Origin of the sequence: Pseudoxanthobacter soli DSM 19599, from assembly GCF_900148505.1 — a bacterium.
Lineage (GTDB): Bacteria > Pseudomonadota > Alphaproteobacteria > Rhizobiales > Segnochrobactraceae > Pseudoxanthobacter > Pseudoxanthobacter soli.
The window spans coordinates 302,392-326,443 of the sequence record NZ_FRXO01000001.1 but is presented as its reverse complement, the minus strand read 5'-3'; the positions used below and the strand labels follow the sequence as shown (position 1 = coordinate 326,443).

At 69.1% G+C, this 24,052-nt stretch carries 22 protein-coding genes; 14 read left to right on the top strand and 8 right to left on the bottom strand.

The window, feature by feature from the left end; translation table 11 throughout:
• The first annotated feature begins 174 nt into the window (after positions 1 to 174).
• Positions 175 to 624: a VOC family protein gene (locus BUF17_RS01375; RefSeq protein WP_084563763.1), complete on the top strand. Its 450-nt coding sequence runs from the start codon at positions 175 to 177 to the stop codon at positions 622 to 624.
• 44 nt (positions 625 to 668) lie between these two features.
• Here the strand turns inward: BUF17_RS01375 and BUF17_RS01370 are convergent, their stop codons facing one another.
• The 3 genes from BUF17_RS01370 to BUF17_RS01360 all read right to left on the bottom strand — a co-directional run bounded on the left by BUF17_RS01370 (position 669) and on the right by BUF17_RS01360 (position 4,247).
• Entirely contained in the window at positions 669 to 1,370 is a 702-nt protein-coding gene (locus BUF17_RS01370; RefSeq protein WP_073625413.1) for a VIT1/CCC1 transporter family protein, read from the bottom strand.
• Positions 1,367 to 3,289, bottom strand: a complete 1,923-nt coding sequence (locus BUF17_RS01365) for a heavy metal translocating P-type ATPase (protein ID WP_073625412.1) — start codon at positions 3,287 to 3,289, stop codon at positions 1,367 to 1,369. Before BUF17_RS01365 ends, BUF17_RS01370 begins: the two co-directional genes overlap by 4 nt.
• Before the next feature lie 82 nt (positions 3,290 to 3,371).
• Positions 3,372 to 4,247, bottom strand: a complete 876-nt coding sequence (locus tag BUF17_RS01360; protein ID WP_073625411.1) for a LysR family transcriptional regulator — start codon at positions 4,245 to 4,247, stop codon at positions 3,372 to 3,374.
• Between the two features lie 384 nt (positions 4,248 to 4,631).
• Here BUF17_RS01360 and BUF17_RS01355 point away from each other — a divergent pair, with 384 nt between their 5' ends.
• The 3 genes from BUF17_RS01355 to BUF17_RS01345 all read left to right on the top strand — a co-directional run bounded on the left by BUF17_RS01355 (position 4,632) and on the right by BUF17_RS01345 (position 7,426).
• On the top strand, positions 4,632 to 5,468 hold the full coding sequence (locus BUF17_RS01355; protein ID WP_342185765.1) for an alpha/beta fold hydrolase: 837 nt from the start codon (positions 4,632 to 4,634) through the stop codon (positions 5,466 to 5,468).
• A 262-nt stretch (positions 5,469 to 5,730) separates the two neighbouring features.
• Positions 5,731 to 6,594 carry an alpha/beta fold hydrolase gene (locus BUF17_RS01350; RefSeq protein ID WP_073625410.1) on the top strand — a complete coding sequence of 288 codons (864 nt, stop codon included), beginning with the start codon at positions 5,731 to 5,733 and terminating at the stop codon, positions 6,592 to 6,594.
• 127 nt (positions 6,595 to 6,721) lie between these two features.
• The gene (locus tag BUF17_RS01345) at positions 6,722 to 7,426 is read left to right on the top strand and encodes an alpha/beta fold hydrolase (protein WP_084563762.1); all 705 of its coding nucleotides are present in this window, start codon (positions 6,722 to 6,724) and stop codon (positions 7,424 to 7,426) included.
• Between the two features lie 47 nt (positions 7,427 to 7,473).
• Here the strand turns inward: BUF17_RS01345 and BUF17_RS01340 are convergent, their stop codons facing one another.
• Positions 7,474 to 8,106 (bottom strand): LysE/ArgO family amino acid transporter, encoded by a 633-nt coding sequence (locus BUF17_RS01340; RefSeq protein ID WP_073625408.1) that lies wholly within the window; start codon positions 8,104 to 8,106, stop codon positions 7,474 to 7,476.
• Between the two features lie 73 nt (positions 8,107 to 8,179).
• Here BUF17_RS01340 and BUF17_RS01335 point away from each other — a divergent pair, with 73 nt between their 5' ends.
• The 4 genes from BUF17_RS01335 to BUF17_RS01320 all read left to right on the top strand — a co-directional run bounded on the left by BUF17_RS01335 (position 8,180) and on the right by BUF17_RS01320 (position 12,148).
• Entirely contained in the window at positions 8,180 to 9,079 is a 900-nt protein-coding gene (locus BUF17_RS01335; RefSeq protein WP_073625407.1) for a LysR family transcriptional regulator ArgP, read from the top strand.
• Between the two features lie 188 nt (positions 9,080 to 9,267).
• A complete protein-coding gene (locus BUF17_RS01330) occupies positions 9,268 to 9,945 on the top strand; it encodes a dienelactone hydrolase family protein (RefSeq protein ID WP_073625406.1) in 678 nt (225 codons plus the stop codon).
• 271 nt (positions 9,946 to 10,216) lie between these two features.
• Entirely contained in the window at positions 10,217 to 11,476 is a 1,260-nt protein-coding gene (locus BUF17_RS01325; protein WP_073625405.1) for an MFS transporter, read from the top strand.
• 63 nt (positions 11,477 to 11,539) lie between these two features.
• Complete coding sequence (locus BUF17_RS01320) at positions 11,540 to 12,148, top strand: SCO family protein (RefSeq protein WP_073625404.1); 609 nt, start codon at positions 11,540 to 11,542, stop codon at positions 12,146 to 12,148.
• Between the two features lie 28 nt (positions 12,149 to 12,176).
• Here BUF17_RS01320 and aroC read toward each other — a convergent pair whose 3' ends face one another.
• Positions 12,177 to 13,262 carry a chorismate synthase gene (gene aroC / locus BUF17_RS01315; RefSeq protein WP_073625403.1) on the bottom strand — a complete coding sequence of 362 codons (1,086 nt, stop codon included), beginning with the start codon at positions 13,260 to 13,262 and terminating at the stop codon, positions 12,177 to 12,179.
• 380 nt (positions 13,263 to 13,642) lie between these two features.
• Here aroC and BUF17_RS01310 point away from each other — a divergent pair, with 380 nt between their 5' ends.
• The gene (locus tag BUF17_RS01310; RefSeq protein WP_073625402.1) at positions 13,643 to 14,464 is read left to right on the top strand and encodes a dienelactone hydrolase family protein; all 822 of its coding nucleotides are present in this window, start codon (positions 13,643 to 13,645) and stop codon (positions 14,462 to 14,464) included.
• Between the two features lie 148 nt (positions 14,465 to 14,612).
• Here the strand turns inward: BUF17_RS01310 and BUF17_RS01305 are convergent, their stop codons facing one another.
• Positions 14,613 to 15,365 carry an alpha/beta fold hydrolase gene (locus BUF17_RS01305; protein WP_084563760.1) on the bottom strand — a complete coding sequence of 251 codons (753 nt, stop codon included), beginning with the start codon at positions 15,363 to 15,365 and terminating at the stop codon, positions 14,613 to 14,615.
• A gap of 159 nt (positions 15,366 to 15,524) precedes the next feature.
• The gene (locus BUF17_RS01300; protein WP_073625400.1) at positions 15,525 to 17,030 is read right to left on the bottom strand and encodes an MFS transporter; all 1,506 of its coding nucleotides are present in this window, start codon (positions 17,028 to 17,030) and stop codon (positions 15,525 to 15,527) included.
• Positions 17,031 to 17,352: 322 nt separating this feature from the next.
• Here BUF17_RS01300 and BUF17_RS01295 point away from each other — a divergent pair, with 322 nt between their 5' ends.
• From BUF17_RS01295 to gpt, 4 genes are all read left to right on the top strand, one after another.
• Positions 17,353 to 17,601 carry a zinc-finger domain-containing protein gene (locus BUF17_RS01295; protein ID WP_073625399.1) on the top strand — a complete coding sequence of 83 codons (249 nt, stop codon included), beginning with the start codon at positions 17,353 to 17,355 and terminating at the stop codon, positions 17,599 to 17,601.
• 9 nt (positions 17,602 to 17,610) lie between these two features.
• Positions 17,611 to 18,837: an FAD-dependent monooxygenase gene (locus tag BUF17_RS01290; RefSeq protein WP_073625398.1), complete on the top strand. Its 1,227-nt coding sequence runs from the start codon at positions 17,611 to 17,613 to the stop codon at positions 18,835 to 18,837.
• A 101-nt stretch (positions 18,838 to 18,938) separates the two neighbouring features.
• Positions 18,939 to 19,700: a competence/damage-inducible protein A gene (locus BUF17_RS01285; RefSeq protein WP_073625397.1), complete on the top strand. Its 762-nt coding sequence runs from the start codon at positions 18,939 to 18,941 to the stop codon at positions 19,698 to 19,700.
• Positions 19,701 to 19,721: 21 nt separating this feature from the next.
• Positions 19,722 to 20,228 carry a xanthine phosphoribosyltransferase gene (gpt, locus tag BUF17_RS01280; protein WP_073625396.1) on the top strand — a complete coding sequence of 169 codons (507 nt, stop codon included), beginning with the start codon at positions 19,722 to 19,724 and terminating at the stop codon, positions 20,226 to 20,228.
• A gap of 92 nt (positions 20,229 to 20,320) precedes the next feature.
• Here gpt and BUF17_RS01275 read toward each other — a convergent pair whose 3' ends face one another.
• The gene (locus BUF17_RS01275) at positions 20,321 to 21,286 is read right to left on the bottom strand and encodes a DMT family transporter (protein ID WP_342185461.1); all 966 of its coding nucleotides are present in this window, start codon (positions 21,284 to 21,286) and stop codon (positions 20,321 to 20,323) included.
• A 371-nt stretch (positions 21,287 to 21,657) separates the two neighbouring features.
• Here BUF17_RS01275 and BUF17_RS01270 point away from each other — a divergent pair, with 371 nt between their 5' ends.
• Entirely contained in the window at positions 21,658 to 23,898 is a 2,241-nt protein-coding gene (locus BUF17_RS01270) for a fibronectin type III domain-containing protein (RefSeq protein ID WP_073625395.1), read from the top strand.
• The last annotated feature ends 154 nt before the right edge of the window (positions 23,899 to 24,052 follow it).

Here is a 24,052-nt window from a genome sequence, read left to right as displayed (position 1 = left end):
AGCCTCATGCCGGACACTCCGCGCCGCCGGTCCGCGAGATCGGTCATGCTCGCGTCGATCTTCGCTCATGATCGACCGCGCTCTTGTCGATCACTCCCTTGCGCCCATGCACGCCACCGGTCACCCATAAGATATGGCCGGCCGAGAAGGAGCCGGCCACGAAGGGAGTCGACGATGTCCGAGGACGCAACGCGCACCGTTTCGACGGGCGGCGCTACCGGCAGGCTTGGCCCGCGCCGCGCGGTCGAGATCATCCCCTATCTGTTCTGTCGCGATGTCGAGGCCGAGGTGGAGTGGCTCGTGAAGGCCTTCGGCTTCGAGCGGCGCCTGCTGCTGCAGGCGCCCTCGGGCGGCACCCATGCCGAGATCGCCCTCGAAGGCCAGGTCGTGATGCTCGGCACCGCACTTGCCGAATTCGGCCTCGCCTCCCCGGCGGAGACGGGCCGGCGCCACTCCGGCGTGTTCGTCTATCTCGACGACGTCGACGCCCACGCCGCGAGGGCAAAGGCGATGAAAGCCGACATCGTCCGCGATCTCGAGGACGCACCCTACGGACGAACCTACTGGGCCCGCGACCCGGAGGGGCACGACTGGTTCTTCACGACGCCACCCGATGGGCAGTGAGAAAGCGGGCCACAGCGGCGATCCGCACCGGCCCCTTCCGGCCGCTATCCCGCGTGGACCCCGAAGATCGTGCCGACGATGGCCGTCGCGCCCATGGCGAGTGCGCCCCAGAAGGTGACGCGGACCGCCCCGCGCACCATGCCCGCCCCGCCCGCCGCCGCGCCGAGGCCGCCGAGAACGGCGAGCACGATCAGGGTGGCGATGGCGACGAACAGGCTCGTGCGCTCCGCCGGCGAGACCAGTGCCACCAGAACCGGCACGATCGCGCCCGCCGCGAACGTCAGCGCGGAGACGACGGCCGCCTGCACCGGGCGCGCGGCGACGGCGTCGGAAATGCCGAGTTCGTCGCGGGCGTGCGCGCCGAGCGCGTCCCTCTCAGTCAGTTGCACCGCGACGCGCTCGGCGAGGTCCCGATCGAGCCCGCGCGCGACATAGATGCCGGTCAGCTCTTCGAGTTCCGCCTCCGGGCTCGCGGCGAGTTCGCTGCGCTCCCGGCCGAGGTCCGCCTTCTCGGCGTCGGCCTGCGAGCTCACGGAGACATATTCCCCCGCCGCCATCGACATCGCCCCGGCGACGAGCCCGGCGAAACCGGCGACGAGGATCTGCGCGGATCCCGATCCGGCCGCCGCCACTCCGACCACGAGGCTCGATGTGGAGAGGATCCCGTCGTTCGCGCCGAGCACGGCGGCGCGCAGCCAGCCGATGCGGTGAACCATGTGGACTTCGGGATGCGTGAGGCGGCTCATGCCTGGGTTCCTTGCGAGAGGCCGGTTGGAAAGGGGCCGCCGTCCGCGGGCCCATTGTCCCGGGGCCCGGCGGCGGAAATGTCTTCGGGAACGAGGCGCAGCGCCCTCAGCGCATTCAGGATCACGGCGACGTCGATCGCCTCCTGGATGAGCGCGCCCTTAACGGGGGTGAGATAGCCGAGCGCGGCGGCGACCATGCCGAGCACCGAGAGGCCGATGCCGGCGACCACGCTTTCGAGCGCGATGCGCCGCGCGCCGCGGGCGATCGCAAGCCCGAGCCCGAGCCGGTCGATGCGGTCGACGAGCAGAACGACGTCCGCCGCCTCGGCCGAGGCAGCCGCCCCGCGGGCCCCCATCGCCACGCCGATATCGGCTGCGGCCAGCGCGGGGGCGTCGTTCACGCCGTCGCCCACCATCATCACCGGTCCGCGCTTGTGCTCGGTCAGCACCAGAAGCACCTTCTGGTCCGGCGTCAGCCCGGCGCGGATGCCGTCGAGCCCGAGGCCCTCCGTCACCCGTTCCGCGACCTCGCGGCGATCGCCGGTCGCGAGCAGGATTCGCTCGATGCCCTGTCGGCGCAGTCCCGCGATGACGCCGCCGATGCCGGGCCGAAGCGGATCGGCCATCACCAGGTGGCCGGCCAGCCGTCCGTCCACGGCGAGCGCCACCAGCACCGCCCCGGGCGCGAGAGCGGGCGGCGGCGTTCCGCCGGCACCGATGCGGCCGCAGACGAAATCGTGCCCGCCGACCACGACCGCGCGGCCCTCGATCTCGCCTTCAAGCCCCTCGCCGGGATGCTCCGTGACGTGCCGCGGAACCGGCAGCGAAAGGCCGCGCGCCCGCGCCGCCGCGACGATGGCGGTCGCGACGGGGTGCTTGGTGCCCTGGTCGAGCGCCGCCGCGAGCCGCAGGATATCGTTCGCTTCCATGCCATGGTCGCTGTGGATCGCCACGATCCCCGGGCGCCCGTCGGTCAGCGTTCCGGTCTTGTCGAGGATCAGCGTCCGCGTGCGGGCCATCGCCTCGAGCGGGCCGGATCCCTTGACGAGCACGCCGGAACGGGCGGCCCGCGACACACCGGCCACCAGCGCCACCGGGACCGCGAGGATCAGCGGGCACGGCGTGGCGATCACGAGCACCGCCACCGCGCGGATCGGATCGCCCGTGAACCACCACGCGGCAGTGGCGAGCGCGACCGTGACGGCGAGAAAGCCGAGCGACCACCGGTCCGCCAGCCGCGCCATCGGCGCCCGCGATCTCTGAGCTTCCTCCACCAGCCGGACGATGCCGGCATAGGTGCTGTCCTTCGCCGGATGCGTGGCGATCACGTCGAACACCGCACCGGCATTGGTGGCGCCGCTCATGACGTCGCTGCCGCTTTCGATCCGCACCGGCAGCGACTCGCCCGTGAGCGCGGAAAGGTCCAGAAAGGCCGCCGTCGAAACGAGCGTGGAATCGACCGGCACGACATCGCCCTGGCGGATGAGAAGGCGGTCGCCTGGCGTGATGTCATCGAGCGGAACGTCCTCGAGGCCGCCGTCGCGGTGCCGGGTCGCAGTACGGGGAACGCGCGCGAGCAGGTCGCGCATCTCCCTGCGCGCCCTGCCCTCGGCGAAGCTTTCGAGGAACGTACCGCCGGAATACATCAATGCCACGACAGCCGCCGCGAGCGTCTCGCCGAAGATCATCGCGGCCGACATGGAAAGTGCAGCGACGATGTCGAGCCCGACTTCGCCGCGGCGCAGGCTGACGAGAATTTCGACGACGAGCGCGACGAGCACCGGCACCGCGCCGCAGAGCCAGACCGCCTGCGCGAATGCGGGCAGGCCGGCGACATGAAGCACGATCCCGCCCGGCAGCGCGACGAGCGCGATGAGCAGCAATCCGGTCTTCAGCCGGTCCCGGCCCGAACGATCCATCTTCCCCTGCCTCCTACGCCGCCTTGCGACGGATCCGCGATCGCAGTCGCGACCATACGCCACCTGTGGTCGCAGCGCGCGGTCAGGCTGCCAGCCGGGCGGCCAGTGCGTCGATGAAGAGGCGCACCTTCACCGGGACCATCCGGCTGCTGGGATAGACGGCCCAGACGTCGAGGGGCTCGGGCACGGCATCGGCCAGTTCGATCACCTTCAACCGCCCAGCGGCGATCTCGTCCCGCACGAACCACGCCGACAGATTCGCGATGCCGAGGCCGGCGACGCAGGCCTGCAGCAGGCCCTCGATCGAATTGGCCGAGAAGCGCCCGCCGATCTTCGCCGACAGAGGTTGCCCGGACGCGCGAAAGGCCCAGCGCGCCGTGCGGCTGATAGGCAGGCAATCGTGCGCTTCCAGATCGGCGAGGGTGCGCGGTGCACCGTGCCGTTCCAGATAGTCGGGCGAAGCGAGCAGCAGGCGCGGATTGCCGGCGAGACGCCGCGCGACGAGGCTGCTGTCGGTCAGGTTGGCGATCCGGATGGCGAGGTCGAGCCCTTCGTTGACGAGGTCGACGAGGTCGTCCGTCATCGTCAGGTCGACCTTCACCGCCGGGTTGGCGCTCATGAAGTCGGCGATCATCGGCACCATGACCTTGCGTGAGAACGCCACCGAGGCGGTCAGCCTCAAAAGGCCGAACGCGCCCTCGGTGACCGGTCTCACGCTCGCGTAGGCGGCGGACCGCTCGTCGAGCAGCGCCTGCGCATGGGGAAGGAAGGCCTGCCCCTCCGCCGTCAGGGCGATGGCGCGCGTCGTCCGATGCACCAGCCGCACGCCGACGTCCTGTTCCAGCGCGGAAAGCTGGCGCGTCGCCGCCATCGGACTGATGCGAAGGGTGCGCGCCGCGCCGGACAGGCTGCTGCCCGCCGCGACCTCCGTCAGAATGGAGAGCGCCAGAAAATTCATTGTAACGTCCCCGGATATAATCCTTATCGCCGCACCGTATCACGGTCAGGCCGGGAAACGGCTAGCCTTCGCGCGTAACCTGCATTTCCCCGGGGGCGCGGCTCATGTCCCCTTTCGCGCGAGACGATGGCTGACGGCGTTCCCAGGCTTCGCGGGTCTCAGGGGCATTTCCCGGGCGTGCGAAGGGGTGGGCGCCGCACCGGCATGGAGCCTTCGATGCCGACACATTCATCCGACCGGACTTCGGCATGGGGCGCGCTGCCGTCGCGGCGGACCGTCCTCGAGATCGGAACGGCCGGTCTCGTGGCCGCCGCGCTCGGGCCCGCCGCCCTGTCGTTCGCCGCGACCGCGCCCACATCCGTCACACCCAATGGAGCACCTGAAATGGCCACCGTAACCACCAGCGACGGCGTGGAAATCTTCTACAAGGACTGGGGTCCGAAGGACGCGCAGCCGATCGTCTTCCATCACGGCTGGCCGCTCTCGTCGGACGACTGGGACACGCAGATGCTGTTCTTCGTCCTCAACGGCTACCGCGTCGTCGCCCATGATCGCCGCGGCCACGGCCGCTCGGCCCAGGTTTCCGACGGCCACGACATGGACCACTACGCCGCCGACGCTTTCGCTGTCGTCGAGGCGCTGGACCTGAAGAACGCCGTTCACATTGGCCATTCCACCGGCGGCGGCGAGGTTGCGCGGTATGTGGCGAAGTTCGGCCAGCCGTCGGGCCGCGTCGCCAAGGCCGTTCTGGTGTCCGCCGTGCCGCCGCTGATGCTCAAGACCGAGAGCAATCCGGAAGGCCTGCCGATGGAGGTGTTCGACGGCTTCCGCAAGGGCGTCGCCGACAACCGCGCCCAGCTCTATCTCGATGTCGCCGCCGGGCCGTTCTACGGCTTCAACCGTGAGGGCGCGACGGTCTATCCCGGCGTGGTGCAGAACTGGTGGCGCCAGGGCATGATGGGCGCCGCCAAGGCCCACTATGACGGCATCAAGGCCTTCTCCGAGACCGACCAGACCGCCGACCTGGAAGCGATCACGGTGCCGACGCTGGTGCTTCACGGCGACGACGACCAGATCGTGCCGATCGCCGATTCAGCGCTGAAGTCGGTCAAGCTGCTGAAGAACGGCACGCTCAAGGTCTACAAGGGCTATCCCCACGGCATGCTCACCACCCATGCCGACGTGATCAACCCGGACCTGCTCGCCTTCGTGAAGGCGTAGAGCGCTTTCCGATCTGGTGAACTCATCAGATCGACAAGAAATCGCTGCAGATTCAAAAGCTTGAGCATATGCTTGTCCTTCAGATCGGGGCTATCTGAACGGGTTATGCTCTAAGCCTCCAGGCCGCGCCGCTGGCGGCTCGAAGCCGCCAGCGACCGGCATCCGCAGCCCTTTGGGCACGATACAGACCGGGCACGATGCCGGGAACGGGCGCACCGCATTGCGGGCGCCCGGCGCGTTTCCTTTGCCGAAAGCGGGACAGATGACAGAGATCCGCCACCACACCGTGCGCGCCAACGGCATCCGCCAGCACTATCTGGAGGCGGGCTCGGGTCCGCCGGTGGTGCTGCTGCATGGCTTTCCCGAGACCAGCTATGCCTGGCGGCACCAGATCCCCGTGCTGGCCGAGCGCTATCGCGTCATCGCGCCCGACCTGCGCGGCTACGGCGAGACCGACAAGCCGGCCACCGGCTACGACAAGCGCAATATGGCGCTCGACCTCGTCGAACTCCTGAAGACGCTCGATATCGGCCGGATCGCGCTCGTCGGCCATGACCGCGGTGCCCGCGTCGCCACGCGCTTCGCGAAAGACCATCCGGGCCTGCTGGACCGCCTCGTCGTCATGGACAATGTGCCGACCCGGATCGTCGCGCGCAGCATGAACGCGCAGATTGCCCGCGCCTACTGGTTCTTCATGTTCCATCTCGTGCCGGATCTGCCGGAGGCGCTGATCTATGGTCGCGAGGACATCTGGCTCCGGCATTTCTTCTCAGACTGGTGCTTCAACCCGCACGCCATCTCGGGCGCGGATTTCGATGCCTATGTCGCGGCCTATCGCGCACCCGGCGCCGTTCGGGGCGCCATGGCCGACTATCGCGCCAACGCGGAAGATAACGCGCAGGATCTCGTCGATGCCGACGTCAAGATCGGCTGTCCCGTGCTCTCGCTGTGGGGGGCGGATTTCGGGGCCGTCGGCAAGACGTTCGATATGGCGCAGGTCTGGGCGGAGATGGCCGACGATCTCATCGCCGTGCCTGTCGAGCGCTGCGGCCACCTCCCGCATGAGGAACGGCCGGACGTCGTCAACCCGCTCCTGCTCGACTTTCTCGAAAGCTGGCGCGGCTAGGACACCTTGCGATCAGATGGGATCATTTGATCCACATGAATCTCGTCAATGACCTGGTGCGTACGGCTCCCGCCTCCCCGGCGGCAGCCCGCACCAGATTGCGTCACGTAAAGGGGGACAGAAGGCCATGACGACCACGGACAAGCCCGCAACCGTCGTTCTCGTTCACGGCGCATGGGCCGACGCATCGAGCTGGCGCGCCGTCATTCCGCTGCTGCAGCGCGATGGCGTCGAGGTGATTGCCGTGCAGAACCCGACGACCTCGCTTGCAGAAGATGTTGCCGCCACACGCCGAACGCTCGACAGCATCGAGGGGCCGGTCGTGCTGGTCGGCCATAGCTGGGGCGGCACGGTCATCACCGAGGCAGGCAACGACCCGAAGGTGAAGGCCCTCGTCTATGTCGCGGCGTTCGCTCCCGATGCCGGCCAGTCGACCGGCGATCAGGTCGGCGCCCATCCGGCCCCGCCCGGGCTCGGCGGCGTCGTTCCGTTCGGCGACGGCTACCTCAAGATGAGCACCGAAAGCTGGATCGCCAACGTCGCCCAGGACCTGCCCGAGGCGGACGCGCGGGTGTTGTCTGTCGTGCAGACTCCCCTGTCGCTGGTCACGTTCAACGACAAGATCGGCACCGCTGTATGGAGCAGCAGGCCGTGCTGGTACGTCGTTTCGGCCAACGACCGGGCCGTCAGCGTCGACCTGCAGCGCGAGCTCGCGACGCGGCTGAAGGCCACCACCGTCGAACTCGCCGCGAGCCACATGTCGCTGCTGTCGCAGCCGCAGGCCGTGGCCTACGTCATCCTCGACGCCGTGCACCACGTCGATCACGGCTGAAGCGGCAGGCACGGCGCAGCGGCGCCCGGAAGCACCGGGCGCTGCGATCACGCCGTCGCGGAGAAGGCGCGCACCACCAGCGAGGCGGCGAGCGCCAGCATCACGACGCCGACGAAGGCGTCAAGCGCGCGCCATGCCGCCGGCCGCGCGAACACCGGGCGCAACAACCCCGCGCCGTAGCCGAGCGCCGTGAACCACAGAAGGCTCGCGGTCGCGGCGCCGGCCACGAAAAGCGGCCTGAGCGCGGCCGGCTGGGCCGATCCCGCCGCGCCCATCAAAAGCACGGTGTCGAGATAGACGTGGGGGTTGAGCAGCGTGAACCCGGCGGTCGCCGCCAGCGCCCGCGACAGCGTAACCCCTGCGGCGTCTGCGATCACCATCGCTTCCGAAACGGTCGCCGCGCGCCTGAGCGCGGTGATGCCGTGCCAGCCGAGAAAGGCCGCGCCGCCGAGCGCGAGGAGCGCCGTCAGCTTCGGGATCGCCGCCAGGAACGCCCCCATTCCGGCGACGCCCGCCGTGATCAGCAAGGCGTCGGCGGCACCGCAGAACAGCACGATCGCGCCGACATGCTCGCGCCGCAGCCCCTGCCGCAGCACGAACAGGTTCTGCGCCCCGATCGCCATGATCAGCGCTGCGGAAAGAAGAAAGCCGGTGATGAACGGAAGAGCGAACGGTGCCATGGCGGCTTCGTGCGCCGGAACCCGTGCGAAGTGAAACTTGTTTTTCTAAGCCTGATGAAGCACAGCTTCATTCATGCTGGATTATCCCTCCCTCGCCGCCGTCGCGGCCGTCGTGCGTGAAGGCTCGTTCGAACGCGCCGCCGCCGTGCTCGGCATCACGCCCTCCGCGGTTTCGCAGCGGGTGCGGGGGCTGGAGGAACGCCTCGGCGCGGTGCTGGTGGTGCGCGGGCAGCCCTGCGAGGCGACGGACCTCGGCCGCACGCTCTGTGCCCATCTCGACCGCGTCCGGCTCTTGGAGCACGACATCGCGCCCGCGCTCGGCGGAGGCGTGCTTGCCGCGCGCGAGCGGGTCACGCTGCGGATCGCGGTCAATGCCGACAGCCTCGCGACATGGTTTCCGGCCGCGGCCGCGAGGTTCGGCGCGGCGACGGACGTGTCGCTCGACATCACCCTCGACGACGAGGCCCACACCGCCGCGAGGCTGCGCGCCGGTGATGTTCTCGCCGCGGTCACGGCCGAGCGGGAGCCGGTGCAGGGCTGCCGGACGCTGGCGCTCGGCGCGCTGCGCTACGTGGCGTGCGCGAGCCCGGCCTTCGCGCGACGCCATTTCGCCTCCGGCATCACGGCGCAAACCCTTGGCGCGGCACCCTATCTGCGGTTCGACCGGCGGGATTTCCTGCAGGCCCGCTGGGCGCGCGAGGCGCACGGCATCGAACTCGCCGGCCCCGTGCACTGGGTACCCTCGACCCACGGCTTCCTCGACATGACGCTGGTCGGCCTCGGCTGGGGCATTCATCCCCGGGTGATGGTCGAGCCCCATCTCGCCGCCGGCCGACTGATCGAACTCGCGCCCGGTCACCGGGTCGACGTCGCGCTCTACTGGACGGTCACCCGCCTCCACGCCGCCGCGCTGCGCCGCCTGACCGACGCCGTCCGGGCGGCGGCCGGCGAAGGCCTCGTAAGCGCGGTCTGACGGCGCACCCCGCCCGCACTCGCCCCATGAATTGAGCCGCGTGTTCGTAAGCCGATGCAGGTCGATCGCTTTCCGCATTCCGCCGCGCCGGGCACGGCGGTAGGTTCTGCGCCGTTGCCGACCTCGCCCCGACGCTGCCCGACCAGCATCAGAGCGGCCGCGTTTTGTTAAAATTCGTGAGCGAATCCATGGCTGAAAGCATCGTCCTTGAAACCGCCGCCGGAAGAAGCGTGTCGGCCTATCTCGCGCGCGCCGCAGAACCTGACGCGCCCGGCATCGTCGTCATCCAGGAATGGTGGGGCGTGCAGGCCCAGATCAGGGGCGTCTGCGACCGCTACGCCGCCGCCGGCTTCACCGCGATCGCGCCCGATCTCTATGACGGCAAGGTCATCCCCTATCACGACCGCGAGGGCGCGGGTCAGGCGATGAACGCGCTCGATTTCCTCGCCGCGACCGACGAGGTGGCGGGCGCCGCGGCGCGTTTCCTCAAGGCCGAGGGACGCCGCGTCGGCCTGACCGGCTTCTGCCTCGGCGGCGTGGTATCGATCCTCGGTGCGATCCGCCTCGCGGATATCGATGCCGCATCGGCCTATTACGGCGCTCCCGACGATGCGCTCGACGATGCCGCGCGGGTGCGTGTCCCCGTGCAGGCCCACTTCGCCGACCGCGACCACTGGTGCACGCCCGCCGACGCAGACCGGATGGAACGCCGGTTCGCGGCGAGCGGCCAGCCCTTCAGCGTGTTCCGCTATGCCTGCGACCACGGCTTCGCCAACGAGGATGAGCCCCGCTTCGACCGCGCGGCGGCCGACCTCGCCTGGCAGCGCGACATGGCATGGTGGGGCGAGCATCTCGCCGCGCGGTGACACGTACCGGCCGTTGCCAGCCCCTTGCGCGCCCCGTGCGTCGGTCCGCGCGCCCGATGAGCGCCTGACGCGCGCGATTGCCCGCCCGAATCCCCGTGCATAACCGGATCGTCGGTGTACATTCGGGCGGACGCGCCGGACGATCACGCTTTCGCCATGCGAGGCGGTGAAGACGGGGCCTTCGCCCGTTTCGCCGACGGCACGCGGTCGCGCGCGATCGGCGCGTGCCATCCACCGTGCCGCCCGGTCGCATCATGAGCCCGACGTCCCGATGACCTCCACGCTCCGCCCGGTCCTCTCGCTCCTTCTCGGCACGACCTTGCTGCTGGTCGGCAACGGACTTCAGTTCACGCTTCTGCCCCTCAGCGGCGCCGCCTATCACTTCAGCGCGACGCTGCTCGGCCTGATGGGCTCGGCCTATTATGTCGGCTTCGTCGCCGGGTGCCTGATCGCGCCGTTCCTGGTGCAGCGCGCCGGCCATATCCGCGCCTTCACCGCCATGGTCGGCACGGCGGCGGCGACCGTTCTCGGCCACGCGCTGGTGATCGATCCGATCGCCTGGATCGTGCTGCGCGCCATCACGGGCTTTTGTCTCGCCGGGCTCTACCTGATCATCGAGAGTTGGCTGAACGACCGGGCGACGAACGAGAACCGCGGCCTGATCATGTCCGCCTATATCGTCGTGAACTTCGGTGCCATCACCGGCGGTCAGATGCTGGTGACCCTCAACCCCATCACCACCTTCAATTCCTTTGCCATCGCCTCCATCCTCTGCTCGCTCGCCGTGATCCCGGTCGCTCTGACGCGCTCCGCGCAGCCCGCCCCCATCGCCAAGGTGAAGTTCGATCCGCTGCCGCTCTACCGCGCCGCGCCGGTCGGCATCGTCGGCGTGTTCATGATCGGCGTCGCCAACGGCGCGTTCTGGAGCCTGGGGCCGGTGTTCGCCACCGGCAACGGGCTCGACGTCAACGATTCCGCGACGCTGATGAGCGTCGCCGTGGTCGCCGGCGCGCTGTCGCAGTGGCCTGTCGGGCAACTCTCCGACCGCTTCGACCGACGAAAGGTGCTGGCGGCGCTGCTCACCTGCGCGGCGCTGTCCGGCATCGCGCTGTGGCGGGCGCCGTCGGACGTGACGATGCTGATGATCTTCGGCGCCCTGTTCGGCGCGCTGACGCTGCCCGGCTATTCGCTCGCGGCCGCCCACGCCTACGACAAGACGCCGCCCGGCGGCTATGTCCAGACCGCGACGACCGTGCTGCTGGCCAACGGCGCGGGCTCGATCTTCGGCCCGGCGCTCGCCTCGCTCATGATGGCGCGGCTCGGGCCGTCGTCGCTGTTCCTGTTCACGGCGTCGATGCAGACGCTGCTGCTGATCTTCGTGCTGATCCGCATCCGGGTGCGTCAGCCGACGTCCGCGGAGGCCAAGGCCGCGTTCGACGTGCCGGCGACGGCCCCCGTCGCGGGCCCGATCACGCCTTCCAAGGCCGACGCCGCCGATATCGCTGCGTCCCCGCAGCAACCCGCCGCCTGACGCCCCGGCGGCAGGCCACTTCCGGGCCATGGAGCCCGGTCACGACAGGAGTTCGACTGACCGATGCGTCCAGGAAAATCGCCCCGCTTCACGCTGTGGACCCTCGCCGTGGTGGCCGTGCTCGGCGTCGGAATCGCCGTCGCGGGCTGGGCCGGCTCGCGCATGTTTGGCGGGAGTTCTTCCGCCGTCACCATCGGCGGGCCGTTCACGCTCACCGGCACCGACGGCCAGCAGGTCACGGAGAAGAATTTCGAGGGCAAGGCCCGGGCGATGTTCTTCGGCTTCACCTACTGCCCGGACGTGTGCCCGACCACGCTCGCGGACGCCGGCAACTGGCTGAACGCGCTCGGCGACAAGGCCAAGGACATCACGTTCGTGTTCGTGTCCGTCGATCCCGAGCGCGACACGCCGAGCCAGATGAAGGACTATCTCTCCGCGTTCGATCCGCGCATCGTCGGGCTGACGGGCTCGATGGACGAGATCAAGAAGATCGAACGGAACTATCGCGTCTATGCGCGCAAGGTGAAGACCGGCGAGGGCGCGGACGACTACACCATGGACCACTCAGCCTCGGTGCTGCTGTTCGACCGGAACGGCAATTTCGCCGGCACCGTCGACTATACCGAGCCCGAGGCGGAGACGATCGAGAAGCTGAAGAAGCTGGTCGGCTGATCGGCTCGCCGCGACCTGCGGACCGCGATCAGCCGATCTGGCCGCGGTTGCGCAGGAAATGGTCGGCGAGGACGATGGCGAGCATCGCCTCGCCCACCGGAACGGCGCGGATGCCGACGCAGGGGTCGTGACGGCCGCGGGTCATCACGTCGATTTCCTCGCCCGAGGCGGTGATGCTGCGCCGGGGCGTGAGGATGGACGAGGTCGGCTTCACCGCGAAGCGGGCGACGATCGGCTGGCCCGAGGAGATGCCGCCCAGAATGCCGCCGGCATGATTGGAGAGAAAGACGGGCTTGCCGTCCTCGCCGATGCGCATCTCGTCGGCGTTCTCCTCGCCGGAAAGCGCCGCGGCGGCGAAGCCCTCGCCGATCTCCACGCCCTTGACCGCGTTGATCGACATCAGCGCCGAAGCGATATCCTGATCGAGCTTGCCGTAGAGCGGGGCGCCGAGACCCACCGGTACGCCCTCCGCCACCACTTCGATCACAGCGCCCGTCGACGAGCCTTCCTTGCGCACGCCGTCGAGGAAGATCTCCCACTCGGCGGCGGCTACGGGGTCCGGGCAGAAGAAGGGGTTGTTGCCGACCTCGTCCCAGTCCCAGCGGGCGCGGTCGATGACGTGCGGCCCCATCTGCACCAGCGCGCCGCGGATGGTCACGCCCGGCAGCACCTTGCGGGCCACCGCGCCGGCGGCAACCCGCATCGCGGTTTCGCGCGCCGACGAACGCCCGCCGCCGCGCGGATCGCGCAGGCCGTACTTGGCGTCGTAGGTGAAATCGGCATGGCCCGGCCGATAACGGTCGGCGATGTTGGAATAGTCCTTCGAACGCTGGTCGACGTTCTGGATCTCGAGCGCGATCGGCGTGCCGGTGGTGCGCAGGTTGCCGTCGGCATCGGTGACGACGCCCGACAGGATGCGCACCTCGTCCGGCTCCCGGCGCTGGGTGGTGAAACGCGACTGGCCGGGACGGCGGCGGTCGAGGAACGCCTGAATCTCCGCCTCGCTGATGACGAGGCCGGGCGGGCAGCCGTCGACAACGCAGCCGATGGCGGGACCGTGGCTTTCGCCCCAGGTCGTGACGCGGAACAGGTGACCGAAGGTGTTGTGCGACATGGGACCGGGCCGGCTGGGCTGAGGAAAGGCCGGATGCCGGTCTTGCGACCGCCAGGGCGTCCGGCGTCGTGCGCTTCTTAAGCGCGCCGGCCACCCCGGTCAAACGCCGCAGGCGCACGGCCGCCATGCCGCCATGGCGCGGGCCGGAACGCGCGGCTTCGGGCAGGACGCGCCTTTGCCGACGGAACCTGCGAAGGGCATGGTGGAGGCTGTCATGGACAGCGGCTAAGCTCACACGGGGACAGGCGCGGCACGGCTTCGACTTCCGACGCCAAACTCTTGGTTCGAGACCAAAATTCGTCGGAGCCGGCCCCTGTTCATCGCCCCCGACTGTCTCTAGGTTGGGCCAGCTTGCGCATAGTGAGGGAGAACGGAAGCAGATGTGTACGCTCGACGGATGCGGCGAATCCGCAAAGATGCCTCCCCTGGTGATCACGCCGACCGACCGGCGCGCCTTTCTCGCGGGGCTCGCGGCGCTTCCGCTCGCGGCCGTGCTGTCCGATTCCGCCCTCGCCCAGGCCGCGGCCGCCAAGGCCGAGCCGTTCACGTTCCAGACCATGGGCAACCGCAAGGCCTCGGGCGTGATCGCCAAGCCGGCGCAGTGGCCGGCGCCGGCGGTCGTGCTGGTCCATGAGTGGTGGGGCCTCAACGACCAGATCAAGGCCGTGGCGGTCGAGCTCGCCAATCAGGGCTATGTCGCGATCGCCATCGACCTCTACGGCAAGCCGGCCACCACCGATCCGGCCGTCGCCAAGCAGATGATGTCGTCGCTCGACACCGAAGCCGCGCTCGACGTGATGGCCTCGACCATCTACTGGGCGCGCGATCAGACATTCGTGAACGGCAAGGTCGGCACGGTCGGCTGGTGCTTCGGCGGCGCCTGGTCGCTTAACGCCTCGATGGCCGCGCCGGTCGATGCGACCGTCATCTATTACGGCAATGTCGAGCGCTCGGTGAACCAGCTCCGCTCGCTGATGGGGCCGGTGATCGGCCACTTCGGCACCAAGGACACGTCGATCCCGGAATCGATGGTGAAGCAATTCGCCGAGAACATGCAGGCCGCGGACAAGTCGCTCACGGTCTACTGGTACGATGCCGACCACGCCTTCGCGAACCCGACCGGCGCGCGCTACGACGCGGCGGACGCCGCGCAGGCCTGGGAACGCACGCTCGCCTTCTTCCAGGCGAATCTGACGACCTGATCGTATCCTACGGATCTGAAAGAGAGACACGGCCGTCGCCACCCCGCGACGGCCTTTTTCGTTGGCGGAGAGCACGACCCGCTGCCGTTCGGCGATCGGGGGCGCTTCCCTGCCCCCGGTTGGATGGCCGTGGCCGAAACGAACGGCCTCAGGGACGCTCGGCCAGGAAGGCGAGCACGCCCGCCTTGTAGACCTTGTCGCCGACCGCGAGCATGTGGTCGCGATCGGGAATCGGCAGCGCGCGGCCGTTCGGCAGCAGGGCGGCCAAGCCTTCGGGCTCTCCCGCGATCACATCCCGCGTGCCGACGGCGACGAGCGCCGGGGCGGTGATGTGGCCGACCTGTTCGGCCGTGAGCGGTTCGCGGCTGGCGCGCATGCAGGCGGCGAGCGCGGCGAGGTCGCCGCCGGTCTGTTCGGCGAAGCGGCGGAACATCAGCCCGGTCTTGTGCTGGATGTCGGCGGCGGACGGCGCTTCCAGCGCCTCGACGATCGGCTCCCACGGCCCGGTGCCGTCGACGAGGCCCATGCCGAGCCCGCCGAACACCACGCTGCGGACCCGTTCGCCGTGGGCGAGCGCCAGAAAGGCGGAAATCCGCGCGCCCATCGAATAGCCCATGACATCCGCCCGCGGCAGGCCGAGGTGATCGAGCAGCCGCCGGGCGTCCTCCGCCATCAGCGCGACGCGATAGCGGGCGGCGTCGTGGGGCTTGTCGCTTTCGCCGTGCCCGCGATTGTCGACGGCGATGACGCGCCGCCCCGACCGCACCAAGGTGTCGATCCAGCCGGTGTTGCGCCAGTTGACGTCGCGGCTGGAGGCGAAACCGTGGATGAGCAGGATCGGTTCGCCCTCGCCCTCATCGGAATAGGCGATGGTGAGGCCGTCGGACTGGAAGGTCGGCATGGTGTCATCCTCGGAAACCGGCGGGCGCCAGAGCGCTTTCCAATCTGATGGAATCATTCGACGGACAAGGAAACGTCCCCGACCGCTCGGCTGCCCTGACGCTCCTGCATGGCGGCAGCGCCGCCGAATGCTTCGGCGCGGCGTGGGAGCCGGGGCCGGTCAGCGCTTGCGGGCGGCGACGCTGCGGTCCGGGTCGGGCTCGAGTTCGACCACGCTGCCTTCGATGGCGTTGAGGGAGGGCGCCACCGGCGCGGCCGGCCGCTTCTTCGGCCCGCCCGGCAGATAGTTCTCGCCGGCCGATTTCGGCAGCGCGGCGAACGAGAACACCGAGCCCATCGACAGGAAGCCGACCACGACCAGCGCGAAGGCGAAGGCCATCGGCGTCGGCAGGCCGGTGCCCGGCTGCTGGAAGCCAAGCCCTGCGAACACGTGCACGATGACCGTTCCCACCGCCACGCCCGCGGCAAGCGAAAGCTGCTGCGCCACGCTGGCGAAGCTCGTCGCCTGGCTGGTGTGGGCCTCGTCGACATCGGCGTAGGTGAGCGTCTGCATCGCGGTGAACAGCACCGACCGGGTGACGCCGCTGATCAGGAGCAGGACGACGATGCCGAGCGGAAACAGATCCGGCCGCGAGAAACCCATCGGCATGATCGAGAGCCCGGTCGCGACGGAGAACACGACGAGCGTGCGCCGAAAGCCCCATTTGCGCACGATACCCTTCACCGCCGATTTCGCGCCCATCGCCCCGAGCGCGGCGGAGATGCTGAGCACGCCCGCGGTGAGCGGCGAGAAGCCGTAGCCGACCTGCAGCATCAGCGGCGTCAGCACCGCCAGCGAGCCGATGCCGCACCGGCTGAGGAAGCCGCCGAGCACGGTGGAGGAGAAGGTGGGCACGGCCAGCAGCTTGAGATCGAGCACCGGCGTCGCCGTGCGTCGGGCATGGCCGATATAGAGCCACAGCAGCACGCCGCCGCCGATCAGCATTCCCACCGTGACATACCAGCCGACGACGCCCTTGCCGGCGGTATCGAGCCCCGCCATCAGCAGCCACAGGCCGAGCGCCATGAAGGCGAAGCCGGCGACATCGAACTTCGTGGGCGTGCGCTCGTCGTCGCGCGGCAGGATCCAGGCCCCGAGCGCGAGCCCGAGAATGCCGATCGGCACGTTGATGCCGAAGATCCAGCGCCAATTGAAGTGCTCGACGATGAAGCCGCCGAGCGGCGGGCCGACCAGCGGCCCGACGAGGGCCGGAACCGCGACGAGGGCCATGGCATCGACCAGCCGGTCCTTGGGCACCGTGCGCACCAGCACGAGGCGGCCGACGGGCGTCGTCATCGAGCCGCCGATGCCCTGGACGATGCGCGCGAGCACGAGTTCCCACACCGAATCGGAGAACGCGCAACCGATGGAGCCGGCCAGGAACAGCAGGATCGCCACCTGGAACACGTTGCGCGCGCCGAACTTGTCGGCGACCCAGCCGGAGATCGGAATGAACACCGCGAGGCTGAGCATGTAGGAGGTGACGGCCACGGCGAGCGTCAGCGGGTGCACGCCGAAATCGGCGGCGATGGCCGGCAGGGCCGTCGCGATTACGGTGGCGTCGATCATCTCCATGCCGATCGCGCAGGCGACGAGCAGCGGAATGACGCGCGAACGATCGACCATCGAAGCACTCCGGGAAGGCACGCGGCCGCGACGGCCACGGCCGGACGACAGGCACCGGACGACACGGGCCGGCTGGAAGGGAGGACCGAAGCGCCGCCCGCGACCGCCGCGGACCGCGCTTCTTCGCCACACTAATCCGGACCGGGCCCTCGACGATAGGACCTGATCGCAGGACCTGATCGCCCGCGCCGCCTCCGGCCGCCGGCGTGACGCGAGGGCCGGGCCGACGGGCGACGCGACCGCGCGGGTCTGTCATCTATCTTTTCCCGGTTCCGGCGGCTATCTTCCCAGCCTTCGGATCAACCATTCGGATCGGGTAGACATGTCGGACTCGGGCGTCCCCCATTTCCAGAACGACCTGGGTGTCGAGAGCGTGCGCATCGGCTCCAAAATCTTCATGTGCATCGGGGCGAAGCCGCCGTTCGACCATCCCCACGTCTTCCTCGACATGGGCGACGAGGTCGAGAAAATCTGCCCGTATTGCTCGACGCTCTACCGCTACGATCCCGTGCTCGCCCACGGCGAGGCCGATCCGGCGGCGTGCGTCTGGCACGAACTCGCCCACGCCTGATCCGCCTTCATGGTTCCCCAGCGCAATGCGTCCGCGACGCAGGACCGACCGACACCGGCCTGGACGCCGGGCGGGCCGGTCGTCATCGCGGGCGGCGGCATCGCGGGCCTGACGGCGGCGCTCGCGCTTGCCCGGCGCGGCATAAGCTCGGTGCTCCATGAGCGGGCGGAGGCCTTCACCGAAGTCGGCGCCGGCCTGCAGATTTCCCCGAACGCGTTCCGCGCGCTCGATGCGCTGGGTCTCGGTGCGGCCATCACCGCAAAGGGCACGGCACCCGAGGCGGTCGACCTCCACGGGCTCGACGGCCGCGTGCTCGCCAGCATTCCGCTTGGCGAGGCGGCGGTGACGCGCTGGGGTGCGCCCTATTTCGTGCTGCACCGCGCCGACCTGATCGCGATCCTCGCCGAGGCCGCTGAGGCCGAGCCGGCGATCACGCTGGTGCGCGGCGTCGCGGTCGAGGACTTCGCCGAGGCGCCCGGCGGCGTGACGGTCTCGACCACCGCCGGCACGGTCGAGGGCGAGGCGCTGATCGCGGCGGACGGCGTGTGGTCCAGGCTTCGCCCGCGGATGCCCGGTCCGCGCAGCACGGCGCGGCCGACCGGCAAGCTCGCCTACCGCACCCTCATCCCCGCCGACGCGGTGGCGCCGCCGATGCGCGGCGACAGGGTGCACGCCCACCTCGCCCCCGGCGCCCATGTGGTGCGCTATCCCGTCCTCGGCGGGCGGTTCATGAACGTGGTCGCGGTCGCCGCGAGCGCCTGGTTCGTGGAGGACTGGGCCTCGCCGGCCGGCGTGTCCGAGATCGAGGCGCTTTCGAAGGATTTCGACAAGCCGCTGCGCGACCTTTTGCTGAGCGCGCCGAAATGGACGCGCTGGCCGCTTTCCACCGTCGACGCCTCCGGGTCCTGGACCGCCGGGCGCGTGGCGCTGATCGGCGACGCCGCCCACGCGAGCCTGCCGTTCGCCGCCCAGGGCGCCGCGCTCGCCATCGAGGACGCCACGGTGCTCGCGGCACGGCTCGCGGGCGGGCCGACGGTCGCCAAGGCGCTGGCCGCCTACGAGGAGGAGCGGCGGCATCGCGCCGTCGCGGTGCAGAAGGTGTCCGTCCGCAACGGCGAGATCTACCATCTCTCCGGCATCGCCGCGAAGACGCGCAACCTGACGCTTTCGATGCTGCCGCGCGGCGCGTTGATGGAACAGCTCGACTGGATCTACGAATGGCGTCTCCCGGCGTGAGCACACGCCCCGCTTGAGAACGCCCGGTCCGTGGAGTAGACGAACCAGGCAATACGTCTCCAGACACTACGTCCGACGCGCTCCCAACCACGGAACAGGCGATGACCTCCACCAGCGATCCGGCGGCCTCCCCGGCAATCGTCACCGCCGCCGTGCTCGTCATCGGCGACGAGATCCTGTCCGGGCGCACCAAGGACCAGAATATCGGCTTCATCGCCGACTATCTCACCGCCGTCGGCATCGACCTCACGGAGGTGCGGATCGTGCCGGACGTGGAAGACCGCATCGTCGAGGCGGTGAACGCGCTGCGCGGCCGCTACGACTATGTCTTCACCACCGGCGGCATCGGCCCGACCCACGACGACATCACCGCGGACGCCATCGCCAAGGCGTTCGGCGTTTCGATCGACGTCGATCCACGCGCGGTGGAGCTGATGCTGGCGCGCTATCAGGCGACCGACCTGACGCCCGCGCGGCTCAGGATGGCGCGCATTCCCGCCGGGGCCGATCTCATTCCCAACGCGGTCTCGGCGGCGCCGGGCTTCCGCATCGGCAACGTCCACGTCATGGCGGGCGTGCCGAAGATCATGCAGTCGATGATGGACGCCATCGGGCCGACGCTCGCCCACGGCCGGCCGCTCCTGTCGGAAACCATCGAGGCCGGCACCGGCGAAGGCGCCATCGCCGAGCCGTTCGGTGCCATCGCCGCCGCCAATCCCGACGCGATCCTCGGCTCCTATCCCTATTTCGACGGAACGCGGTATGGCACGCGCCTCGTGGTGCGCGCCCGCGATCCCGAGCGCCTCAAGGCCGTCGCGGCGGAAGTCGCCGCCATGGTCGCCGCCCTTCACGCCCGCGCCTGACAGCTTCGGAGAACGCAACGCATGTCCCATCCCGGCCCGGAAAAGGTCTTTCCCGTTTCTTGGGATCAGTTCCACCGCGACGCCCGCGCGCTGTCCTGGCGCCTCGCCGGGCAGGGGGAATGGAAGGCGATCGTGTGCATCACCCGTGGCGGCTTGGTGCCGGCGGCGATCCTGTCGCGCGAGCTCGGCATCCGGGTCATCGAGACGGTGTGCATCGCCTCCTACGACTACAAGGACCAGGGCGACCTCGCGGTGCTGAAGCACGTCAGCGAGAAGCTGATCGCGGAGACGGGCGGCGACGGCAGCGGCATCCTTGTGGTGGACGATCTGGTCGACACCGGCAAGACCGCGCAGGAGGTCCGCCGCCTCTTGCCGAAGTGCCATCTCGCCACCGTCTATGCCAAGCCCATGGGCCGGCCGCTGGTCGACACCTTCGTGACCGAGGTGTCGCAGGACACCTGGATCTATTTCCCGTGGGACATGGGCCTGACGTTCCAGCCGCCGATCGGCAAGGGCGTGGCCGGCTGAGCCTGCACGCGGGGCTATCCGACGCGGGTCCGCCGCACCGGACCCGCCGAGTCTGACCAGGAGGCCCGGACCTTTCCGGACCGGCCGTCAGGCTACGCGCGCCCGCCGGCGCCGCGCGTCGGCCGGGTCACGAGGCGGATGCCGATGGCGATCGGCACGATGCCGAGAAGGTCCGCCGCCGCCACCGGCTCGCCGAGCAGCAGCCAGCCGAACATCAGGCCGAGCGGCGGCATCAGGAAGTGGAGCGAGGCGGCCGCGGTCGCGCTCGATTTCGACAGCAGATAGAACCACAGCCAATAGGCCCCGATCGAGACCGCGACCACCATGTAGGCAAACGACCAGACGAGGTTCGCCGTGAGGTGAATGTCGGCGGGGCTGGCGGTCATCAGCGCCACGGGGGCGAGCAGCACCCCGCCGGCGAGGCACTGGACGGCGTTGCCGGTCCAGAGATCGACCCGCGGCACGAACCGCTTGAAGACGATGGTGCCGGCGACGAGCGAGAGCAGCGCGGCACAGACGAGCGCGGTTCCGAACAACTCCTCCCCGCCCGCGATCCGCGACCGCACAACGATCGCCACGCCGGCGAGGCCGAGCGCCAGCCCGGCGAGCTTCGCCACTCCGAGCCGCTCCCCCAGCACCGGCGCCGCGATCAACGCCGTCAGCAGCGGGTTGGCGCTGATGATGACGGCGGCGACCCCGGACGACACCGTCTCCATTCCGACCCAGCTCAGCCCGAGATAGACCGCGTTGTTGAGCGCGCCGAGCGCCACGAGCAGCACGAGGTCCCGCCGGCGGGGCAAGGCCCGCAGCGCGCCGGTCGCCACCGCGAGCGCGATCATGATGACACCCGCGGCAAGGAAGCGCGCGGACAACAGGATCAGCGGCGGGCAATCCACGATCCCGATCTTCGCCGCCGCGAAGGCAGAACTCCACAACACGCAGAACACCGCGACGAGAGCGAGATTGAGCATCGCGCGGCGATCGCCGAATCGTGCGGCGATGCTCCGGTCCGCATCCGCCCCGCCGGGTATGCCCTGCTTCATCTGCGCCGATCTCATGTCACCCTCCGCCACGGACGCGCCCGACTGCCGGATGCCTCCGGTCACGGCCGTCGGTCGCAGACGTCTGCGCGGTCACCGCGCCGCTGTCGTTTCGTAGGGCGACGGCTGACGAAAGGGAAATGGGTTCTCTGAATGAGATCCATTCGCCAGCCAAATATCACGTTCTCAAAAACTGCGGAGGATCCTGAATACATCCGCTATGTGTCAGGATGATCAATGTTGTGTGTTACCAATAATATAGGTGACATCCACGCCCGCATTTTGCCAGAATTGCCCCGGGCCTACCACATTCGACCTCGCTGGGGGCAGCGAGAGGTTGCGCCTTACTACGCTGCATTTTCTACGTTGCATTTTGGGGATGTACACATATGACCGCCACAACGACCACGATCACATGGGCCTGGAATACGGCGAAGGTGATCCAGTTCGATCCGACGACCGACACGCTCGATTTCGGCTGGTTCTCGGCCGACAATTTCACGATCTCGGAAGTGAACGGCTCCGTCGTCATCTCGATTCCGTCCAATCAGCAGACCTATACGCTGGCGGGCGTAACGCTCGAGGAGATGTCGGCGGCCAATATCGTCGCGAAAGACTCCAGCGCTGTGGCGAAGTGGCAGGATGCGCTGTCGCACGGCAGCAGCGGCGGCGAGACCGATCCGGGTACCGACCCGGGGACGGATCCGGGAACCGATCCTGGCACCGGGACCGGCGGGGACAACGGTTCCGGCGGCACCGATCCGGGCACCGGCGGCGGTTCGGGCGGCGATGGGGAAGCCGACTACGCCCCGGTCTGGTCCGCGACGGGCGTCTATACCGGCGGCAGCCGCGTCAGCGTGGGCAACGCGGTCTATGAGGCCAACTGGTGGACCCAGGGCGATGACCCGGCAACCCACAGCGGCGCCCTCGGCAGCGGCAAGGTCTGGACCTTCGTCGGCTTCATGGACGACACGCCGGTCGTTCCAGACGCGCCCGACGATCTCTATGCCGCCAGCACCTCCCAGACGACCACCGTGCTCATCTGGGACGCCGCCACGGTCAACGGCGTCGGCACGGTCAGCGAATATCTCGTCTACAAGGACGGCGATCTGATCGGCAGCTCCACGAGCCCCTATTTCAAGGTCACGGGCCTCGAAGCCGGCACCACCTACACGTTCACCGTCGTCGCGGTGGACGAAGCCGGTCAGTCGGAGGCCGCCGACCCCGTCAGCGTCACCACCAAGCTCGAAGGCACCGAGACGTCGGACAAGACGTTCTCGCCCTATATCGACATGTCGCTGACGACGAGCCAGGACCTCGTCGGGATCGTGACGGCGGCGGGCGTCAGCGCCGTCACCCTGGCATTCGTGCTCTCGTCCGGCACCAACACCATCGGCTGGGGCGGCATCGGCACCATCGCCAACGACACCCTGCCGAACGGCAGCACGATCCACGACCAGATCGCGGCGGTGCAGCAGCTCGGCGTCGACGTCACGATCTCGTTCGGCGGCGCCAACGGCCAGGAACCCGCCCTCACCTTCTCCAGCGCCTCGGCGCTGACGGCGGCCTACCAGTCGGTGATCGACACCTACCACGTCAACAAGATCGACTTCGACGTCGAGGGCGCGGCCATCGCCAACACGGCGGCGAACACGCTGCGCAACGAGGCGCTGGTCGCGCTGCAGCACGCGAACCCGGATCTCGAGGTGTCGTTCACGCTGCCGGTGCTCACCACCGGCCTCACCCAGGACGGGCTGAACCTGCTGTCCGCGGCGATGCACGCCGGCGTCGAGATCGACACCGTCAACATCATGGCCATGGACTACGGTGCCTATTACGACACCGGCGACATGGGCAACGACGCGATTTCCGCGGCGACCGCCACCCTCGCGCAGTTGCACTCCATCGGCCTCGACGCGCAGATCGTCATCACCCCGATGATCGGCATCAACGACGTGACGAGCGAGGTGTTCACGCTCGAGGACGCCTACCAGCTCGTCGACTTCGTGCAGTCGAACGACGCGATCGCCGGCATCTCGATGTGGTCGCTCGGCCGCGACAACGGCAGCACTGTCGGCACGGTCTCGCCCGTCGGTAGCGGCGTCGTCCAGGACAAGTACGACTTCAGCTCGATCTTCAAGACCGTCGGCTCCGGCTCGTCCGAAGGCGGCAACACCGGCGGCGGAACCGGCACCGGCGAGAACCCGGGTACCGGCACCGGCGGCGGCACGACCGACCCGGGCACCGATCCCGGCACCGATCCGGGAACGGGAACGGGGACCGATCCCGGCCACGGCTCCGGCCATGATGCGACGACGACGACGATCACCTGGGCCTGGGGCACGCACCAGACCATCGACTTCGACCCGGCGAAGGACACGCTCGATTTCGGCTGGTTCTCCGCCGACAATTTCGACGTGTCCGAGCACGACGGCTCGGTGGTGATCTCGATCCCCTCGAACCAGCAGACCTACACGCTCGCGGGCGTGACGCTGGCGGAAATGTCGATCGACGACATCGCCGCCAAGGATGCCTCCGCGCTTGCGGAGTGGAAGGCGGTTCTCGACGCGGCCGATGCCGCGGCGGACGTGACCAACCCGCTCCATGCCGCCGACGGCCTGACGGTCTGACGGTCTGACGGGCGCGCGACGGCCGCCGGCCGGATGACGCCATCCGGCCGGCGGGCACTCGGCCCGACGGCGCGGCCGCTGGAGCGAAGTCTTGTCGATCGGATGCATCCATCCGATCGGAAAGCGCTCCAGGGCTGCGCCGCTTTCGGCGATG

What these genes read in the sequence shown, in the direction of transcription:
- BUF17_RS01350 (WP_073625410.1), top strand. Translation starts at nt 5,731, where the DNA reads ATGACAGAGATCCGCCACCACACCGTGCGCGCCAACGGCATCCGCCAG.
- BUF17_RS01375 (WP_084563763.1), top strand. Translation starts at nt 175, where the DNA reads ATGTCCGAGGACGCAACGCGCACCGTTTCGACGGGCGGCGCTACCGGC.
- BUF17_RS01365 (WP_073625412.1), bottom strand. Translation starts at nt 3,289, where the DNA reads ATGGATCGTTCGGGCCGGGACCGGCTGAAGACCGGATTGCTGCTCATC.
- BUF17_RS01320 (WP_073625404.1), top strand. Translation starts at nt 11,540, where the DNA reads ATGCGTCCAGGAAAATCGCCCCGCTTCACGCTGTGGACCCTCGCCGTG.
- BUF17_RS01370 (WP_073625413.1), bottom strand. Translation starts at nt 1,370, where the DNA reads ATGAGCCGCCTCACGCATCCCGAAGTCCACATGGTTCACCGCATCGGC.
- BUF17_RS01355 (WP_342185765.1), top strand. Translation starts at nt 4,632, where the DNA reads ATGGCCACCGTAACCACCAGCGACGGCGTGGAAATCTTCTACAAGGAC.
- BUF17_RS01305 (WP_084563760.1), bottom strand. Translation starts at nt 15,365, where the DNA reads ATGCCGACCTTCCAGTCCGACGGCCTCACCATCGCCTATTCCGATGAG.
- BUF17_RS01285 (WP_073625397.1), top strand. Translation starts at nt 18,939, where the DNA reads ATGACCTCCACCAGCGATCCGGCGGCCTCCCCGGCAATCGTCACCGCC.
- aroC (WP_073625403.1), bottom strand. Translation starts at nt 13,262, where the DNA reads ATGTCGCACAACACCTTCGGTCACCTGTTCCGCGTCACGACCTGGGGC.
- BUF17_RS01360 (WP_073625411.1), bottom strand. Translation starts at nt 4,247, where the DNA reads ATGAATTTTCTGGCGCTCTCCATTCTGACGGAGGTCGCGGCGGGCAGC.
- BUF17_RS01310 (WP_073625402.1), top strand. Translation starts at nt 13,643, where the DNA reads ATGTGTACGCTCGACGGATGCGGCGAATCCGCAAAGATGCCTCCCCTG.
- BUF17_RS01290 (WP_073625398.1), top strand. Translation starts at nt 17,611, where the DNA reads ATGGTTCCCCAGCGCAATGCGTCCGCGACGCAGGACCGACCGACACCG.
- BUF17_RS01345 (WP_084563762.1), top strand. Translation starts at nt 6,722, where the DNA reads ATGACGACCACGGACAAGCCCGCAACCGTCGTTCTCGTTCACGGCGCA.
- BUF17_RS01335 (WP_073625407.1), top strand. Translation starts at nt 8,180, where the DNA reads ATGCTGGATTATCCCTCCCTCGCCGCCGTCGCGGCCGTCGTGCGTGAA.
- BUF17_RS01300 (WP_073625400.1), bottom strand. Translation starts at nt 17,030, where the DNA reads ATGGTCGATCGTTCGCGCGTCATTCCGCTGCTCGTCGCCTGCGCGATC.
- BUF17_RS01295 (WP_073625399.1), top strand. Translation starts at nt 17,353, where the DNA reads ATGTCGGACTCGGGCGTCCCCCATTTCCAGAACGACCTGGGTGTCGAG.
- BUF17_RS01325 (WP_073625405.1), top strand. Translation starts at nt 10,217, where the DNA reads ATGACCTCCACGCTCCGCCCGGTCCTCTCGCTCCTTCTCGGCACGACC.
- BUF17_RS01275 (WP_342185461.1), bottom strand. Translation starts at nt 21,286, where the DNA reads ATGAGATCGGCGCAGATGAAGCAGGGCATACCCGGCGGGGCGGATGCG.
- gpt (WP_073625396.1), top strand. Translation starts at nt 19,722, where the DNA reads ATGTCCCATCCCGGCCCGGAAAAGGTCTTTCCCGTTTCTTGGGATCAG.
- BUF17_RS01340 (WP_073625408.1), bottom strand. Translation starts at nt 8,106, where the DNA reads ATGGCACCGTTCGCTCTTCCGTTCATCACCGGCTTTCTTCTTTCCGCA.
- BUF17_RS01330 (WP_073625406.1), top strand. Translation starts at nt 9,268, where the DNA reads ATGGCTGAAAGCATCGTCCTTGAAACCGCCGCCGGAAGAAGCGTGTCG.
- BUF17_RS01270 (WP_073625395.1), top strand. Translation starts at nt 21,658, where the DNA reads ATGACCGCCACAACGACCACGATCACATGGGCCTGGAATACGGCGAAG.